The 16,872-nt window shown below is 60.9% G+C and carries 16 protein-coding genes; 1 reads left to right on the forward strand and 15 read right to left on the reverse strand.

Features of this window, described 5'->3' with window-relative positions:
* Positions 1–46 precede the first annotated feature (46 nt).
* The 11 genes from pdeM to B723_RS11840 all read right to left on the reverse strand — a co-directional run bounded on the left by pdeM (position 47) and on the right by B723_RS11840 (position 14,168).
* Complete coding sequence (pdeM, locus tag B723_RS11790; protein WP_017336785.1) at positions 47–703, reverse strand: ligase-associated DNA damage response endonuclease PdeM; 657 nt, start codon at positions 701–703, stop codon at positions 47–49.
* Positions 703–3,186, reverse strand: a complete 2,484-nt coding sequence (locus B723_RS11795) for a ligase-associated DNA damage response DEXH box helicase (RefSeq protein WP_017336786.1) — start codon at positions 3,184–3,186, stop codon at positions 703–705. The genes pdeM and B723_RS11795 overlap by 1 nt, the downstream gene beginning before the upstream one ends.
* 204 nt (positions 3,187–3,390) lie before the next feature.
* The gene (locus tag B723_RS11800; RefSeq protein ID WP_017336787.1) at positions 3,391–4,155 is read right to left on the reverse strand and encodes an ABC transporter ATP-binding protein; all 765 of its coding nucleotides are present in this window, start codon (positions 4,153–4,155) and stop codon (positions 3,391–3,393) included.
* 13 nt (positions 4,156–4,168) lie between these two features.
* Positions 4,169–5,287 carry a succinylglutamate desuccinylase/aspartoacylase family protein gene (locus B723_RS11805; protein ID WP_017336788.1) on the reverse strand — a complete coding sequence of 373 codons (1,119 nt, stop codon included), beginning with the start codon at positions 5,285–5,287 and terminating at the stop codon, positions 4,169–4,171.
* A 12-nt stretch (positions 5,288–5,299) separates the two neighbouring features.
* Positions 5,300–6,010: an ABC transporter permease gene (locus B723_RS11810; RefSeq protein WP_017336789.1), complete on the reverse strand. Its 711-nt coding sequence runs from the start codon at positions 6,008–6,010 to the stop codon at positions 5,300–5,302.
* A complete protein-coding gene (locus B723_RS11815; protein ID WP_017336790.1) occupies positions 6,007–6,735 on the reverse strand; it encodes an ABC transporter permease in 729 nt (242 codons plus the stop codon). The genes B723_RS11810 and B723_RS11815 overlap by 4 nt, the downstream gene beginning before the upstream one ends.
* Positions 6,736–6,791: 56 nt before the next feature.
* Positions 6,792–7,574 carry a transporter substrate-binding domain-containing protein gene (locus B723_RS11820; protein ID WP_017336791.1) on the reverse strand — a complete coding sequence of 261 codons (783 nt, stop codon included), beginning with the start codon at positions 7,572–7,574 and terminating at the stop codon, positions 6,792–6,794.
* Between the two features lie 319 nt (positions 7,575–7,893).
* A complete protein-coding gene (locus B723_RS11825; protein ID WP_017336792.1) occupies positions 7,894–9,582 on the reverse strand; it encodes an ATP-dependent DNA ligase in 1,689 nt (562 codons plus the stop codon).
* Positions 9,579–10,613, reverse strand: coding sequence for a ligase-associated DNA damage response exonuclease (locus B723_RS11830; RefSeq protein ID WP_017336793.1), 1,035 nt, complete (start codon positions 10,611–10,613; stop codon positions 9,579–9,581). The genes B723_RS11825 and B723_RS11830 overlap by 4 nt, the downstream gene beginning before the upstream one ends.
* 178 nt (positions 10,614–10,791) lie before the next feature.
* Positions 10,792–13,242 carry a penicillin acylase family protein gene (locus tag B723_RS11835; RefSeq protein ID WP_017336794.1) on the reverse strand — a complete coding sequence of 817 codons (2,451 nt, stop codon included), beginning with the start codon at positions 13,240–13,242 and terminating at the stop codon, positions 10,792–10,794.
* Positions 13,243–13,523: 281 nt separating this feature from the next.
* Entirely contained in the window at positions 13,524–14,168 is a 645-nt protein-coding gene (locus B723_RS11840) for a glutathione binding-like protein (protein WP_017336795.1), read from the reverse strand.
* A gap of 146 nt (positions 14,169–14,314) precedes the next feature.
* On the opposite strand from B723_RS11840, the gene B723_RS11845 reads away from it, so the two are divergent.
* Positions 14,315–14,872, forward strand: a complete 558-nt coding sequence (locus tag B723_RS11845; protein ID WP_017336797.1) for a cysteine hydrolase family protein — start codon at positions 14,315–14,317, stop codon at positions 14,870–14,872.
* A gap of 106 nt (positions 14,873–14,978) precedes the next feature.
* Here B723_RS11845 and B723_RS11850 read toward each other — a convergent pair whose 3' ends face one another.
* From B723_RS11850 to B723_RS11865, 4 genes are read right to left on the reverse strand one after another with little or no spacing between them, the layout of a single operon-like run.
* A complete protein-coding gene (locus tag B723_RS11850; protein WP_007906737.1) occupies positions 14,979–15,188 on the reverse strand; it encodes an SEC-C metal-binding domain-containing protein in 210 nt (69 codons plus the stop codon).
* A complete protein-coding gene (locus tag B723_RS11855; RefSeq protein ID WP_017336798.1) occupies positions 15,185–15,679 on the reverse strand; it encodes an LEA type 2 family protein in 495 nt (164 codons plus the stop codon). Before B723_RS11855 ends, B723_RS11850 begins: the two co-directional genes overlap by 4 nt.
* Positions 15,680–15,726: 47 nt before the next feature.
* Positions 15,727–16,203: a YchJ family protein gene (locus B723_RS11860; protein ID WP_017336799.1), complete on the reverse strand. Its 477-nt coding sequence runs from the start codon at positions 16,201–16,203 to the stop codon at positions 15,727–15,729.
* 4 nt (positions 16,204–16,207) lie between these two features.
* Positions 16,208–16,705, reverse strand: a complete 498-nt coding sequence (locus B723_RS11865) for a DUF6231 family protein (protein WP_017336800.1) — start codon at positions 16,703–16,705, stop codon at positions 16,208–16,210.
* Between the last annotated feature and the right edge of the window lie 167 nt (positions 16,706–16,872).

Here is a 16,872-nt window from a genome sequence, read left to right on the forward strand (position 1 = left end):
GACAGGTTGTAGACGAATGGCCAGTCAGCTGATGTCCTTGAAGACTTCAGCTGACTGGCCATATTTCGTTATCACCGATGACGAAAATCCTACAGCTGTCGTCCCTTTCGACCTGATACCCACCGGTGAACGCACCGAAGGCCGGAAGCAGGCTGATTTCCCCGGCAAATCTGAAGCACGCCAGCCGCAGGCTTTGCCGACCTCGACCGTTCAACCGATAGACCGGATGCACATGGCCAGCGAGCACGTGCCGCTGCGGATGCGGTTGAGGTTCGTGCTGCAACGCAAACGGCCCCAGTAGCAAAGGCTCAGGCACCACGCGAATGTTCAGCGACGCCGGTGGATCCCCGGCACGCTTGTCGTGATTTCCCCGAATCAGTGTCATGGGCAACTGGCAGTGTCGCGCTCTCCAGTCGGCCAAGGCCTTCAGCGTCTCGGTGGCATGGGAGCCGGGTCCGTGAAGAAAATCACCGAGGAAAATCAGCTGGCGGCAGGGCAGGGCCGCCAGCAATCCGTCGAGCACGGCGATATTGCTGGAGGTGGTGCCCCGGGGCACCGGCTGGCCGAGCGTTCGGTAGGCGGCGGCCTTGCCGAAATGCACGTCGGCAATCAGCAGGGCTTGTTGCGCAGGCCAGTAGAGGGCCTTTTCCGGCAACAACCATAGTTCTTCACCAGCCAGGCTTACGGGATAGGGCGTACTCATCAGACTTTTCCGGTTTCGGCAGTGTTCTCAAGGTCGCTGACCATGCGCCTGATGCGATCGGCGAGTTTTTCCGAACTCATGCTTTCGCGCATGCGTTCTACCAGCAGTGGAAACCCGAGGGGCGTAGGACGTTTGACCGGATGCACGTCGAGCCTGAGTCGACTGATGTGCTCCAGCGTCTTTTCCAGACGATGAATATCCAGCTCGTTGCGCAGGACTTCTTCCCCGGCCTGGGCCAGGAGCAGGTTCCCGGCGTCGTATTGCTTGAACACTTCGTAAAACAAACCACTGGAGGCCTGAACCTGGCGCGTACTTTTCGGGGCGCCGGGATACCCGGCGAACACGAGCCCGGCAATCCGTGCGATTTCCCGAAAGCGCCGCAGCGCCAGTTCGCCAGCGTTCAAGCTGGCGAGCACATCGTTCAATAACTGCTCGGGACTCAGCAGTCCGGGGTTCAGGACACTGGACCACTCCACACAGGTGGCGCTGAGCAATTCCAGCCCGTAATCGTTGACCGCAATGGAAAACGTCACCGCCTGTTGCTGACTGACACGCCATGCCAGCAGACTCGCCAGCCCCAAATGCACCTGGCGCCCGGCGAAGGGGTAGAGGAAAAGGTGCCAACCCTCACGGGATTTCAGCGTTTCAGCCAGCAGACTGTTCTCGGTTGGCAATCCCGACCAGCGCTGTTGCACCTCCAGTAACGGACGCAAGGCCTGCATTTCAGGACCGATGAACTCGCCCAGCGCCGCTGCACCGAAACGCTCGACTACCGCCCGGGCCAACTCGCTGGAAAGCGGCATGCGCCCACCGTTCCATCGTGGCACCGCGGCTTTTTTTACCGTGCTGCGTTTGACGTAAGCGGTCATGTTTTCCACGCGCACCAATTCGAGCAGTCGGCCGGCAAACAGAAAGCCATCGCCCGGTTTGAGACGTGCGATAAATCCTTCCTCGACGCTGCCCAGTTGCTTGCCCCCGCCGCCCTTGCTCCAGAACTTCAGCTGGATGCTTGCGTCGCTGACAATCGTGCCGATGCTCATGCGATGGCGCCGGGCCAAGCGCGCATCCGGCACGCGCCAGACACCCTGTTGATCCGGTTCAACGCGGCGATAATCCGGATACGCCGTCAGGGAAAGCCCTCCGTGGCGTACGAAAGCCAGCGCCCAGGTCCAGTCTTCCAGCGTGAGATCACGATAAGCCCAGGCCCCGCGGACTTCTTCATACAACTCATCGGGCAAAAAACCACCGCCCAAGGCCATGCTGACCAGATGCTGAACCAGCACATCCAGCGGTTTATGCGGCGATTCTCGGGGTTCGATCCGGCGCTGCGCCACGGCGTCCTGAGCGGCGGCGGCTTCGATCAACTCCAGGCTGTGCGTTGGCACGAGCGTCACCCGCGACACGCGTCCCGGTGCATGGCCGGACCGCCCGGCACGCTGCATCAGTCGCGCCACTCCTTTGGCCGAGCCGATCTGTAGCACCCGCTCCACCGGCAGGAAGTCTACGCCGAGGTCCAGGCTGGAAGTGCAGACCACCGCTTTGAGCTGACCGTCCTTGAGTGCGCGTTCGACCCAGTCGCGGGTGTCGCGTGACAGTGAGCTGTGATGCAAGGCAATCAAGCCGGCCCAGTCGGGGCGTGCTTCCAGCAGCGCCTGATACCAGATTTCGGACTGGGCACGGGTGTTGGTGAAGACCAGGCTTGCGGGGCTCGCATCCAGTTCCGCGACCACCTGCGGCAACATCTTCAACCCGATATGCCCGGCCCATGGAAAACGCTCGATGGCTGGCGGCAACAGCGTGTCGACGAGCAGCGCCTTGCGGGTTTCGCCCTGAACGCTAATGCCACCGCCTTGTGGGATTAGGACTTGTTCGGCGTGGGCCTGATTACCCAGCGTTGCGGAAACACCCCACACGATTAGTTCGGGATTCCACCGACGCAGGCGAGCGAGGGCGAGTTGCAGTTGTATGCCGCGTTTGTTGCCGAGCAATTCGTGCCATTCGTCCACCACCACCATACGCAAGGTCGACAGCGCGGTTTGCGCGTCGGCACGGGCGAGCATCAGGGTGAGGCTTTCCGGCGTGGTGATCAGCGCGGAGGGCAGCCGCCGGGTCTGCCGCGCGCGTTCGCTGCTGCTGGTGTCGCCGGTGCGCAGGCCAACACTCCACGGGAGCTGCAAGTCGCGCAACGGCGCTTCCAGTGCGCGGGCGGTGTCCGCGGCCAAGGCGCGCATGGGCGTTATCCACAGAACCGTCAGTGGTTCGGCAAGCGGTTTTCGTTTGCGGGATTTTTCAACAGGGGCGGCAGAGGCGAAGCGGTTGAGGGCGGCAAACCAGACGGCGTAGGTTTTGCCGGCACCCGTGCTGGCGTGCAGCAACCCCGATTGCCCTTGTTTGACCGCGGCCCACACCTGTTTCTGAAAGGCGAACGGTTTCCAGCCGCGAGTGGTGAACCAGTGCTTTGCGAAGTCGGAGGAGGTTCCCATGCCGGCGGTGTGCGCTCTGAACGTGTTCTTTCAGTGACCGCGGGGGGATGCGACAAGTTTAATTGCTTTGCTGTCGTGTCAGCGATTGACACGTTACCCCGTGGTAGCGAGCTTGCTCGCGATAGCGGTGTGTCAGTCACCTCATGTGGCGGATGACATGGCCTCACGCAAGCAAGCTGGCTCCCACAGGTTTATCGGCGACGTTTACTTGAGATTACCGCTGAGGAATTGCTTCAACCGCTCGCTCTTCGGGTTGCCCAGCACGTCTTCCGGCGCGCCTTCTTCCTCGACCAGTCCCTGATGCAGAAAAAGCACCTGGCTCGACACCTTGCGGGCGAAGCTCATTTCGTGGGTGACCATGATCATGGTCCGCCCTTCTTCGGCCAGCCCCTGGATCACCCTGAGCACTTCACCCACCAGCTCGGGGTCGAGCGCCGAGGTCGGTTCGTCGAACAGCATGACTTCCGGTTCCATGGCCAACGCTCGCGCAATGGCCACACGTTGTTGCTGACCCCCGGAAAGAAACGCTGGGTACTGGTCTGCCACGCGTGCAGCCAGGCCAACCTTGTCGAGATAACGACGGGCGCGGTCTTCGGCTTCCTGCTTGCTGCAGCCCAGCACCCGGCGCGGGGCCATGGTGATGTTTTCCAGCACCGTCATGTGGCTCCACAGGTTGAAGTGCTGGAACACCATGGCCAGGCGCGTGCGGATTTTTTGCAGTTCATCGGCGTCGGCCACGTGCATGCCGTGGCGGTCCTTGATCATGCGGATGTTCTGACCGTCCAGGGTCATGGTGCCGTCGTTGGGTTGTTCAAGAAAGTTGATGCAGCGCAGAAAGGTACTTTTACCCGAGCCGCTGGCGCCGATCAGGCTGATGACGTCGCCGGTGTTGGCCTTGAGTGAAACGCCTTTGAGCACATGATGATCGCCATAGCTTTTATGCAGGCCTTCGATGGTCAGTTTGTACATGGGGCATGCATCCTCAAGGCGAAAGTAGGTAACCGCTGCGATAGGCTTCGGTGCCCGCGACGTGGGCGATCACCATGCCGGCAGTGGCCATGCGCCGCAGCGAGCGGGCGTACATCAGCCCGGCGACGGTGCAGTGAACGGGGGTGACGCGGTCATTGACCGGGTCGATGATTTCGGCGACCCGTTGCCCGGCTTCGAGGTATTCCCCCGGCAGCGCTGTGAACACCAGCAAGCCGCCCACGGGCGTAGCCACCGGTTCGACGGCGGCCAGCGGCGTGGCGGGATACGGCAGCTCCGGCAGGGGCGCCGGTTCGCCGGCAATGGCGCCGTGGTGAATCAGGTAATCAAGCAACGCCTGGCAGTCGAGGCTGGCCAATGGATGATTGACGTCACCCTGGCCGCGCAATTCGACGGTCACCGAAAAACTCCCCAGCGGAATATCGAAATGCTCGCCGAAGCGCTCCTTCAACTGCCACCAGAGCAGGGTGAAGCACTCGTCGAACGACTGGCCGCCGGAATCGGTGGCCAGCAGACTCGCTTCGGCACCGATGTAACGGGCCAGCGGCTCGACCTGCGGCCAGGCTTCGGGCGTGGTGTAGAGGTGCGCGACCGCTTCGAAATCGCAATGCAGGTCCAGCACCACGTCCGCATCACAGGCCAGGCGTTGCAGGATCAGGCGCTGGGATTGCAGTTGAGTGCTGGCGGTCTGTCGCGCCAGCGCCTGACGCAGGCTGCTGCGGATCAGTTCGAGGTTGCGCTGCGGATCGTCGCCCAGTTGGCCTTCGATTTCGTTGCCGACTTCTTCGCTCAGATCGACGAACCAGCGGTTGAAGTTCTGGCCGCTTTCGAGCTCGTAGCGCCCCAGCGGCACATCCATCAGCACTTGTTCGAGGCCGACCGGGTTGGCCACCGGCACCAGCACGATTTCGCTGCGCAGGCGACCGGAGGCTTCGAGTTCCGCCAGGCGCTGCTTGAGGTGCCAGGCGACCAGCATGCCGGGCATTTCATCGGCGTGCAGGGACGCCTGGATATAGATCTTGCCCTGGGCCGTCGTCGGGCCGAAGTGGAAACTGTGAATCTGTCGTGCGGTCCCCGGCAGCGGGGCCAGCAGGTCATGTATCTGGTGGCGCATTTGCAAGAAGTCCTAGTGGGTCGGCCCGAGGAACGCCAGCCATCGGCGTTCGGCGAGGCGGAACAGTCCGACCAGCGCAAAGGTAACGGTCAGGTAGATCAGCGCGGCGATGCCGAACGACTGGAAGGTCAGGAAGGTCGCCGAGTTGGCGTCCCGCGCGACTTTCAGGATGTCCGGGACGGTCGCGGTGAACGCCACCGTGGTCGAGTGCAGCATCAGGATCACTTCGTTGCTGTAATACGGCAACGAGCGACGCAGCGCCGACGGCATGATCACGTAGGCATACAGCTTCCAGCCGGTCAGACCGTAGGCCTTGGCCGCTTCGACTTCACCATGGGCCATGCTGCGGATCGCCCCGGCGAAAATCTCCGTGGTGTAGGCGCAGGTGTTCAGGGCGAACGCCAGGATGGTGCAGTTCATCGCGTCGCGAAAGAACGCATCGAGTATCGGCTGCTCGCGCACGGCGGCCAGGCTGTAAATGCCGGTGTAGCAAATCAGCAGCTGGATATACAGCGGCGTCCCGCGGAACAGGTAAGTGTAGAACTGCACCGGCCAGCGAATGTAGAAATGCGGTGACACCCGGGCGATGGACAACGGGATCGACACCAGGAACCCGATGAAGATCGACGCGCTGAGCAGCCACAGGGTCATGGCCAGGCCTGTGATGTTGTAGCCATCGGTATAGAGGAAAGGTTTCCAGTATTCCTGCAGGAGTTCGATCATCGTACGGCCTCCCGGGAGCCGGCGGAGTAGCGGCGTTCAAGCCAGCGCAGGATGAAGTTGGAGGCGCTGGTGATCAGCAGGTAGATCAACGCGGCCAGCACCAGGAAGTAAAACAGCTGATAACTGCTTTTGCCGGCGTCCTGCGCGGCCTTGACCAGGTCGGCGAGGCCGATGATCGATACCAGCGCGGTGGCCTTGAGCATCACCATCCAGTTGTTACCGATGCCCGGCAGGGCAAAGCGCATCATCTGTGGAAACACCACGATCCAGAACCGCTGGCCACGCTTGAGGCCATAGGCGGTCGCCGCTTCGACCTGGCCCCGTGGCACCGCGAGAATCGCGCCACGAAAGGTTTCGGTGAAGTACGCGCCATAAATGAAGCCCAGGGTGATGACCCCGGCGCTGAACGGGTTGATCTCGATGTATTCCCATTCCATGAAGTCGGTGAGCGACGTCAACCAGGTTTGCAGGCTGTAAAAGATCAGCAGCATCAGCACCAGGTCTGGCACGCCGCGAATCAGCGTGGTGTAGATCTGTGCCGGAACGCGCACCAGTTTGACTTTTGACAGTTTGGCACTGGCGCCGAGCAGGCCGAGCAACACGGCCACCAGCAGCGACAACGCCGATAATTTGATGGTCATCCAGGTGCCTTCCATCAGCAACGGGCCGAAGCCCTTGAGGCTGAAGGCAGAGAGCCCCAGATTTTGTAAGAGGTTTTCGAACATAAATCAGCAACCTGATCGGATGAAAAAAGCGCCCATCGCGAGATGGGCGCCGGGCATTATTTGCCGCTGTACAGATTCAGATCGCCAAAGTGTTTCTTCTGAATGGTGGCGTAGGTGCCATCGTCGTGTAACGCTTTGATACCTTTATCCAAAAGTGCCTTGAGGTCTTTGTTACCTTTAGAGATACCGATAGCTGTTTTGGCTGGCAGCAATTCGCTGTCGACCGGCTTGCTGACTTCGTAGCCTTCGCCTTTAGGCGACTTCAAGAAGCCCAGTTCGGCTTGCAGCATGTCCTGGATTGCCGCATCGAGGCGACCGGACATCAGGTCCGAATACACCTGGTCCTGGTTCTGGTAAGCCTGGGTTTTCACGCCAGCCTTGTCCAGCACGGCCTTGGCGTAGGCTTCCTGGATGGTGCCTTGCTCGTAGCCTACGGTCTTGCCCTTCAGGGACGCGACGTCTTCGCTCAGGCCGGAACCTTTCTTGAACACGTAAGCGGTTGGGCCGGAGAACAGCTCGCTGGAGAAGTCGATGACTTTTTCGCGGGCCGGGGTGACGGTCATCGAAGAGATCACACCGTCGAATTTATTGGCCTTCAGGCCCGGAATCATGCCGTCGAAATCGCTTTCGACCCACTTGCACTTGACCTTCAGCTCGGCGCAGATCGCGTTCCCCAAATCGATGTCGAAGCCCACCAGGCTACCGTCGGCCGCTTTCGACTCGAACGGTGCATAGGAAGGGTCAACGCCGAAACGCAGTTCTTTGTATTCCTTGGCCAGCGCGGAGCCGGCAGCCATGCACAACGCCAGTGCAGAAAGGGTCAGCAATGCTTTTTTCATTATTCAATCCCTAAGAACCAATATGAGCGCTTGTGGCGCAGAATTATTGTTACTGGAAAGCGTAAGACCCATTGAAAGTAGCAATTTCCGAACCAGAGTGCCGAACAAGCGTTTTAAAAGGTGATACGAGAAATGGCAAGGCGGGATTTTTGCACGAAAACGGGCGTCGCAAACAGGTTGCACCAAATCAGGTCGGTCGGACGCAATCCTGTGGCGAGGGAGCTTACTCCCGCTCGACTGCGCAGCCGTCGTAAATCTCTGTAAACCGGGACCGCTTTGCGTTCCAGCGGGCGCAATCTCCCTCGCCACAAGGCCTCTTTCAGCCCAACAAATCCTGCAATGTGGCCAGGTTGTCAGCCTCTTCAACGGATTTATCCTGCCGCCACCGCAACATCCGCGGAAATCGCACCGCTATCCCGCTCTTGTGCCGCTTGGACAGGGCAATCCCTTCAAACCCCAGCTCAAACACGAGGCTCGGTTTCACGCTGCTGACCGGTCCAAATTTTTCGACGGTAGTCTTGCGCACAATGCTGTCGACCTGGCGCATCTCTGCGTCGGTGAGCCCCGAATAGGCCTTGGCGAACGGCACCAGAGTGCGTTCGCTGGCGTCCGGCGGGCCGTCCCACACGGCGAAGGTGTAGTCGCTGTAGAGACTGGCCCGACGGCCATGCCCGCGTTGCGCGTAGATCAGCACCGCGTCGACGCTGAACGGGTCGACTTTCCATTTCCACCAGACGCCCATGTCCTTGGTGCGGCCGACGCCATACAACGCATCGCGGGCCTTGAGCATCATGCCTTCGACGCCGAGGCGGCGGGAGGCTTCGCGTTGGCGGGCGAGGTCGAACCAGTCTTCCCCGGTGAGCACGGGGGAGGGCAGTAACACCGGGTTGCTGCAGTCAGCGATGACGTGCTCCAGTTGGGTGCGACGCCTGGCTTGAGGCTGGTTGCGCCAGTCTTCGCCCGCCCATTCCAGCAAGTCGTAGGCGAGCACAACCACCGGGACTTCTTCGAGGATTTTCTTGCCCAGGGTTTTACGGCCGATCCGCTGTTGCAGCAGGGCGAACGGTTGGACCGCGGGCGGCGTTGGCGCCAGTGGATCGAAGGCATCCTCGGTGTCCGGTGGCGCGGTTTTCCAGGCAACGATTTCACCGTCGATCACCGTGCCGTCGGGCAGGCCGTGGACCAGGCTGTCGAGTTCGGGAAAGCGTTCGGTGACCAACTCTTCACCGCGGGACCAGATCCACAGTCGGCCGTCGCGCTTGACCACTTGGGCACGGATACCATCCCACTTCCATTCCACTTGCCAGTGGCTGGCCGGGCCGAGCAACCCGTCGAACTGTTCGACCGGTTGGGATAGCGCATGCGCCAGAAAAAACGGATAGGGCTGACCGCCACGCTGAGCATGTTCATCCGACGATTCGGCCGCAATCAGCTTCAGGTAACTGGCCGCGCTCGGGCGATTGGACAGGTCGGTGTAACCCACCAAACGCTGGGCCACGCGTTTGCTGTCGAGCTGTGCCATCGCCGCCAGGGCGCGGGTCACCAACAACTTTGAGACGCCGACGCGGAAACTGCCGGTGATCAGTTTGATGCAGAGCATCAGGCTGGGGCGGTCCAGTTGCGACCAGAGTTTTGGCAACTGTTCGGCGAGCACTTCGGGAGATTCGCCGCGCAACGGCAGCAGTTTTTCTTCGATCCACACCGCCAATCCGTCGGTGGAGCTGTGGGGCGTTTCAGGCAGTACCAGCGAGATGGTTTCCGCCAGATCGCCGACCGCCTGATAACTCTCTTCGAACAACCACGGCGACAGGCCGGAGTACGCTACGGCGAGTTCTCGCAGGATGCGCACTGGCACCAGTTGGCGAGGGCGTCCGCCGGACAGAAAATACACCGCCCATGCCGCGTCTTCCGGCGCGGCCTGGGCGAAGTAATGTTGCATGGCCGCCAATTTGGCGTTGCTCGAGGTCGTGGCATCAAGTTCCGCATACAACTCGGCGAAGGCCTTCATGGCAGCACCTCGGTGCTCTCGGGGTCGGTGGTTGTAATGTCTTCTTCATCGTCGCCGTACTCGGTGGTGAACCCTTGGGCGTCGAGACCTTGTTCGCGCAGATGGCGCACCAGGACCGCCACCGAACCATGGGTGACCATGACGCGCTCGGCGCCGGTCTGCTCGATGGCCCAGAGCAGGCCTGGCCAGTCGGCGTGGTCGGACAACACGAAGCCACGGTCGACACCGCGCCGGCGCCGTGTGCCGCGTAAACGCATCCAGCCGCTGGCAAAGCCATCGCTGTAGTCACCGAAGCGGCGCATCCAGGTGCTGCCGCCAGCGGAAGGCGGGGCCAGAATGAGCGCGTTGCGCATCATCGGGTCGCTCTTTTTGACATCGCCGGCGTAGATCGTTGGCGGTAAATACACGCCGCTCTCGCGATACACCCGGTTGAGCGGCTCGACGGCACCGTGCACCAGAATGGGGCCGAGGCTGGCGTCGATGCCGTGGAGAATCCGCTGTGCCTTGCCGAAGGAATAGCAAAACAGCACGCTGGCCTTGTCTTCGACGGCGTTGGCTTGCCACCACTGATTGATCTCTGCAAACACCTGCGCCTGGGGTTGCCAGCGGTAGATCGGCAGGCCAAATGTCGATTCGGTGATGAAGGTGTGGCAGCGCACCGGTTCGAAAGGCGCGCAAGTGCCGTCGGGCTCGACTTTGTAATCTCCTGAAGCGACCCAGATCTCGCCGCCGTATTCCAGGCGCACCTGTGCCGAGCCGAGCACATGGCCGGCGGGATGAAAACTCAGGGTGACGCCGTGGTGCAGCAGCCGTTCGCCATAGGCCAGGGTTTGCAGGTTGATGTCCTGGCCCAGTCGCGCGCGCAATATCCCTTCGCCGGGGGCGGCCGCCAGATAGTGCTGGTTGCCGCCTCGGGCATGATCGCCGTGGGCGTGGGTGATAACCGAACGCTCGACCGGCCGCCACGGGTCGATATAGAAATCGCCGGCGGGGCAATACAAGCCTTCGGGACGCGCGATAACAAGATCCATGTTGTTACCAAAATGGAGGGACTTGTTAGCTATGAGGTTTGGCCGAGGTCAGAAGTTCTATGGATTTTTTGCAACGATCAAAAGCAAAAGATCGCAGCCTTCGGCAGCTCCTGCAGATGAACGCGAATCCACTGTAGGAGCTGCCGAAGGCTGCGATCTTTTGATCTTTTCTTTGCTCTTATTTTCCGGGTGTCAGCGTCAATCGCTTGGTCCCGTACACCTTGTCGTAGTTCTGCGGTTGCATCGGCAGACTCACGTATTGCCCCTTGAGCCACGGCTGCACGCTGTCGAGGTAATGGGGGCTGGCCGGATTACCGGACTGACCCGTGCCGTTCTGGCCCATCAGCGGTTCGGCCTGGCCGAAGTCGACGATGAAGCGCATGGCCGGCGCCAGCGTGGTGTTGAAATCCTGGCCCCAGGCGAACGCCGCGGTGTTCAGCGTAGTGTGATCGCCGCCGGCCGCGAGCGGGCCGCGCACGGTCTGGCCACTGGCGTTTTTCCACTCATAACGGTGCAATTTGCCCCACTGCCAGGCTTTGTGGTCGCCACCCAACTGGCTGTCGCCGGCGGTGATGGCGGCTGCAAGGCTGCGGGCGAGGATCGCCGGTTTGTCTTCTTTCTGCGGCGTGCGCGCGTCATCCCAGAACGGGCTGTCTTCACGGCCCAGCAGGTGATCGGCCTGGGCCGCGTAGGACAACTTGCCGTTGGCGATAAAGGCTTTCCATGCGGGGCTACTTTCCGGGCCCAATTCGTCGAGGAAAATTTGCTGGGCGCTTTGCTGCAGGAACAACTCGTAAATCGCCGCATCGGCGGAGGTCGGCGCGAGTTTTCCGTCGAACGCCATCAGGCGGGTCAGCGCTTCATGAGCCTTGCCGCGATCAGCGACCGGCAGCGCCTCGATAGCCTGTTTCAGCGGTTGGGCCATACCCGGCGCTGCAAACATCTTCTTCAGTTTGGCGGCGAAGGTGGTGGTCTGATCGTATTGCATGGCGATCACACTGCGCGTGTCGTGTTTGCCCGCGCCGGCCAGTTCGGCCATGCGTTCGCCGCGCTCCGGCGCCGACCACGAGTTGGACAGCTGCATGCCGTAGCCATGGGGAATGACCCGCTGGTTGGCGGTGCCGAGCCAGCCTTGCGCCGGATCCTGATCGTACGGGTGCAGCATCGGGTCAGCGTAACCGTCCCAGTCGTAACGACCTTCCCAGCCCGGCGACGGTAGCAGGCCTTCGCCTTCGCGGCGGTTCGGGTAACGGCCGGTGACTTGCCAGCCGATGTTGCTGGCGTCGGCGAAGACCAGGTTCAGCGTGATCGCGCGGATTTCACGGCTGGCGTCCGAGGCTTTCTCGACGTTCTGCGCCCGGGACAGGTCGAAAAACGCGTCCAGGGATTTGTCATCGGTGAAGTTCGGCGTCTGCAATGCCAGACCCAGGCCGTTATCCAACGCTGTGCCTTTGGCACTGTTGAGCAGCGGTCCGTGGCGGGTTTCGTACACCGCTTCGCGAATCGGCCGCTGGCCTTTGACGAAGTAGGTTTCGTTGCGAACGATGGCCGGCTGCCATTTGCCGCCGACTTCGTAGGAAAGTCCGTTGCCCTGGCGTTTGATTTTTTCCAGGAACAGGTCCTGGTTGTCGCCCATGACCGACGCCATGCTCCACGCCACTTTGCCGTTGAAACCGCCCAGCACCATCGGCAAACCGGCGATGGTCACGCCGGACGCCTGATATTTCGGCGTACGAATCTGCACGTAACTGAGCAACGACGGCACGCCCAGCGGCCCATGGCTGTCGCTGGCCAGCAGGCTTTTGCCGCTGCGGCTGCGTTGCGGGGCGATCGCCCAGTTGTTCGATGACGTGGCGCCCAGCAGATTCAGGTCGGACAGTTGAGCTGTGGCCTTGCTGATGCCGGCGAGCCCCGCAATTGCCCCGTTCAGCTTGAGGCCCTGAAGTTTTTCGGCTTCGGCCACGGGCAGTTTTTCGTCGGGAGCGGACGGTGTCAGCCAGGCGAGTTTGTCGGTGGTGACCGTTTGGGCCAGCACCAGCGAGGAAATTTCCTCGGGCAGGTTCGCCGATTGACTGAAGTTCAGCAGGCAGAAAATCAGCGCCGAGTCTTCCGGTTTCCAGTACTCGGGCTTGTAGCCGGTGGCCGCGAGGTCTGCCGGGAGCTTGTCGCGGTAGCGGAACAGGTAGGCGTTGACCCCGCGGGCATAGACTTCGAAGAAGCGTTTAAGGCGCGGCGACGAGGCCTTGTACAACTCACCGGCGCTTTTCTTCAGGTTGATGGCGCGCATGTAACGGTCGGCATCCAGCAGGTCCGAGCCGGACATCTCCGACAAACGGCCCTGGGCCAGCAGGCGCAGGGTGACCATTTGCGTGATGCGGTCGCTCGCGTGCACGTAACCGAGGGTGAACAGCGCGTCGTGGAACGTGCTGCTTTCGATCAACGGCATGCCCATGGCATTGCGGCGCACTGAAACGTTCTGCGCCAGACCCTTGAGCGGCTGCACGCCAGTCGTCGGCGGGAGGGTGTCCTGGGTGTTCCAGGTCTGACAACCGGTCAGGCTCAAAACACCGGCCACTGCTGCGGCAACGCCGAACCGGGGAAGAAAATGTGTGAGGGCTGGCGAGGCCATGGCAAAGCTCCTGCGGGGGTAGAGGCGCAATAAAGGCGCTACGTTAGAGAGCAGGAGGTGGCCGCGCAAGCGGGGTATAGGGTTATTTCAGGATTTGTCTGATAAACCGAGGTCAGCGATGTCCCTGTGGCGAGGGAGCTTGCTCCCGCTGGAGTGCGCAGCGCTCCCAAACCGGGCTCATCGGAAACAGAGGTGTCTGGATTGAGTCTGCTGCGCAGCCGGGCGGGAGCAAGCTCCCTCGCCACAGGGGTTGTGAACACGCTGAGGGGCTGTGGTGCTCCTCAGGGCTTGGGTGGGTTGATTTTCGCTGCAAGGGCATACGCCTTCATCGTCGCCGGCCGATCCTGGATGTGGTTGAACCAACGCAGAACATTCGGGAAATCCTCCAGATTCTGGCTCTGCCATTTGTGGGAAACGGTCCAGGGGTAGATCGCCATGTCGGCAATGCTGTATTCGTTGCCGGCGACAAACTCGTTGTTCGCCAGTTGCTTGTCGAGTACGCCGTAAAGGCGCGCCGTCTCATCGATGTAGCGCTTGATCGCGTAAGGGATTTTCTCCGGCGCGAACTGGCTGAAGTGATGATTCTGCCCGGCCATCGGCCCCAGCCCGCCCATCTGCCAGAACAACCATTGCAGCGCCTGCTGGCGACCGCGCAGGTCCTTGGGCAGGAACTTGCCGGTCTTTTCCGCCAGGTACAGCAGAATCGCCCCGGACTCGAACAGCGACAGAGGTTCCCCGCCATCGGCTGGCTCATGATCGACGATCGCTGGAATTCTGTTGTTCGGAGAGATTTTCAGGAAATGCGGCTGGAACTGTTCGTTCTGGCTGATGTTGATCGGGTGCACGTTGTAAGGCAGGCCGGCTTCTTCCAGGAAAATCGAGATTTTGTGGCCGTTGGGGGTGGTCCAGTAATACAGGTCGATCATGAAGTACTCCACATCAAGAGACATTGTCAGGAATGGACAGCAACCGCGGGCATCAGGTCGTCCTGTTTGCGATCGAAGGCTTGTCTGCAGGAGGAGGTGATGCTGAAGTGCGTGAAATTCAATGACCTTGCGTGAGAATAGTCGGCATGGAGCTCAAGACCAACGCGGCACTGATCATCATCGATCAACAAAAAGGCATCCTGGAGCCCCGGCTCGGCCGGCGAAACAATCCTCAGGCTGAGGCGCGGATTCTGGAAGTCCTGGGTTATTGGCGTGAAACCGGGCGCCCGGTGATTCACGTCCAGCATCTGTCGCGTTCGCCGGACTCGGTGTTCTGGCCGCAGCAGTCGGGCGTGGAATTTCAGGAGCGGTTCCAGCCATTGGCCGGCGAGCAGTTGATTCAGAAACAGGTACCGGATGCGTTTTGTGCAACGGGGTTGGAGTCGGGATTGCGCGAGGCGGGGATCGATCAGTTGGTCATCGTTGGCGTAGCGACCCACAATTCGGTGGAGTCCACGGCGCGAACGGCCGGGAATCTGGGGTTCGAGACATGGGTGGCGGAGGATGCGTGCTTCACGTTCGACAAGGCGGATTACTTTGGTAATGCCCGTTCTGCCGAGGACGTGCATGCCATGTCGCTGGGGAATCTGCAGGGGGAGTATGCGACGGTTGTCAGCACGGCGCAGTTATTGAACGCAAACTGAAAAGCCTGTGCGTTAACTGACAAATTGAAGGTGAACAGTACGGCTGCCATCGCGGGCAAGCCCGCGATAGCGATTCAAGAGGCGAAGAATTTTTTCGCCTGAAACATCAAGCGCCGTGGCACTTCTTGAATTTCTTGCCATTGCCGCACGGGCAAGGATCGTTACGGCCGACGTCTTTCAAGGCGTTGCGTACCGGTTCCTGGTGCGCGTGGCCGCAGTTCGGGCCGTGAACATGGCCATGGTCGTGATCATGGTGGTCGTGATGGTCATGATCGTGGTTGCAGTCAGGGCCATGGACGTGGGGTTGCTGGGTCATCGGGTGTGCTCCGGAATTAAATCGGCGGGGATTATCACGCCTTTGCGCGCCAGGTGCACGTAGTGCGCGATGAACACACCGGTTTCCAGCTCACCTTCAAGACGATAGGGGATGGGTTGCTCGGGTTTTTTCAACAGTTTCACCAGATCCCGCACCTTCGGCCACAGGTTGGTGCGGATCGGCACTTTGAAATACGCGCTGCGCCTGGGGCTGACCGTAAACCAGTGTTCATGCTCGCCTTCGGTCAGCAGCATGTCGCCCAGGTGAATCCGGTATTCGAGGCCGCGTACCGTCAGGTCGCTGTCTCGAGGGTTGTCGACGCGAAAGAACAACAGGAAGCGTTGCTCCATCAGCTTCGCCCGGACTACTTCGACCTTGACCAGATGCACTTGAGGTTCCGGCTCATCGTCGCTGAACCAGGACGCACAGCCGCCAAGCCCGAGAAACAGGAGCAGGGTGAGCAGAAAAAGTGCGAATCGCCTGGTGATCATGGTTGTGTTTCTCCCTTGACCCCCAGTCTAGCCCTTCACGGATCACTTCAGCTCGCGAAATACCCCGCACAACACTTCTTGAACTTCTGCCCGCTGGCGCAAGGGCAGGCATCGTTGCGCCCGGCCTTGAGGGGCACGGTGGGGTCGATGAAGTACCAGTGGCCGGCGTTCTGTACGAACGACGAACGCTCGCGGTGGCTGTGTTCGCCGCTGCCGTCGTGCCAGCGTGCGGTGAACGTCACGAACGCGTGTTCCGGCTGACCGCCGAACACCTCGGAGCTTTCCACCTCCAGGCCCAGCCAGGTGCTCTTGGCGCTCCAGTCACTGATGGACTGACGATCGAGGCCGGTCTGTTGTGCCGGCAGGGTGGTCGCCACCAGATAGTCAATCAGCCCCAGCACATAAGCGCTGTAGCGCGACCGCATCAAGGCTTCGGCGCAGGGCGCCGGGTGACCGGCATGGTAATGACCGCAGCAGGCGTCGAGCAGGGTGCCGCTGCCGCAAGGGCAAATGGATGTACTCATTGCGTTACCACCAATATTTCCCGAAGTTTTCCGGATTGGCCCAGAACCGTGAGTTGAGCCAGTCGGGCACTTGTTTGTAGTCAAGCAGATCGTAGGTGAACAGGGTCAGCACCTGATCGTCGCGCTGGAAACGTTCACTGGCTTGCAGGGCCAGGGAGAAAAAGTCCGTCTCCTGCCAGCCGCTGGCCGGCAAGTCCGCCAGCACCGCAATGCGACTGGCATTGAGGTTGCGGATTCCGCCGAGCAAATTCAGACCCTCGCGTTTGGGCAAGTGTTCGAGGCAGTCGACCACCAGCGCCAGATCGAAGCGGCGCGCCGCCAGCTCGACCGGCAACGGCCCGGGCGCGGCATGGGCGACGCAGGTGTCCGGGTGCGCGAGCTTGAACGCTTCAAGCGCGGGAAACTCACTGGCGCCGATCAGCAACAGGCGCGGCGGGGCGTAGCGATCGAGCAAAGCGGCCAGCGCCTGCTGCGGCGTGCGCGAAGAAATACCTGAAATCATCAAAGATCCTCAATCAGAGCGCCAAGACTAGCCTGCCCAAACGCCCAGATATAGAGCGGCTTAGCGCCAAAAGTGCCGATCACCCGTGAACACGGGACAAAACAGGCATGGCCTATTGCTGGCGGAGATTAAAACTCGGGTCTTTACTCCCTGAATCGGTTCTAAGC

The sequence above is a fragment of the Pseudomonas fluorescens NCIMB 11764 genome (assembly GCF_000293885.2).
GTDB classification, from domain to species: domain Bacteria; phylum Pseudomonadota; class Gammaproteobacteria; order Pseudomonadales; family Pseudomonadaceae; genus Aquipseudomonas; species Aquipseudomonas fluorescens_B.